The sequence below is a fragment of the Pseudoalteromonas sp. TB25 genome (assembly GCF_000497995.1).
Classification (GTDB): Bacteria; Pseudomonadota; Gammaproteobacteria; order Enterobacterales; family Alteromonadaceae; genus Pseudoalteromonas; species Pseudoalteromonas distincta.
The window spans coordinates 1-573 of record NZ_AUTI01000144.1 but is presented as its reverse complement, the minus strand read 5'-3'; the positions used below and the strand labels follow the sequence as shown (position 1 = coordinate 573).

General features: G+C 43.1%; 1 protein-coding gene. It reads right to left on the bottom strand.

Annotated features, from left to right (window positions below):
• Nucleotides 1-573, bottom strand: a 573-nt coding sequence (locus tag L652_RS0103095) for a solute carrier family 23 protein (RefSeq protein ID WP_024603277.1), incomplete at both ends; no start/stop codon positions are given.

The following is a 573-nucleotide window of genomic DNA, read 5'->3' as shown; positions in this document are numbered from 1 at the left end:
GGCAGACGTCGCAAGGCCATCACCAAACAAAGTACGGTGAAGCCCAGGCTTTTTCAAAAAGTCTTTATTGGTTACTTGGCTAATAGCCATCATATCGCCAATATGCTCAATTGCAGGTGCTATTGCTACAGGCACCATAAACAAAATAGCCTGCCATTTAAACTCAGGCCATGTGAAGTTTGGTACAGCAAACCACTGTGCGTTAGTTACTGCGTCAAATTGCACAACGCCCATTGCAAGCGATAAACAATAACCCGCTACAACCCCTGCCAGAATAGGTATAAGCTTAAATACGCCTTTTCCCCACACTGCAAAAATAAGCGTAACCACTAACGAGAACAACGAAATATAAATAGCGCTGTTGTAATCAATAATTTGAATACTGCCGTCGCCACTTTTACCCATCGCCATATTTACAGCAACAGGTGCAAGCGCTAAACCAATAACCATAATTACTGGGCCCACAACCACAGGCGGTAAAATTTTATGAAGCGTTGCAACGCCTTTAAATTTCACTAATAAACTTAAAAGCATATAAGCAAAGCCGGCCACCATTAAGCCGCCCATAGTGGC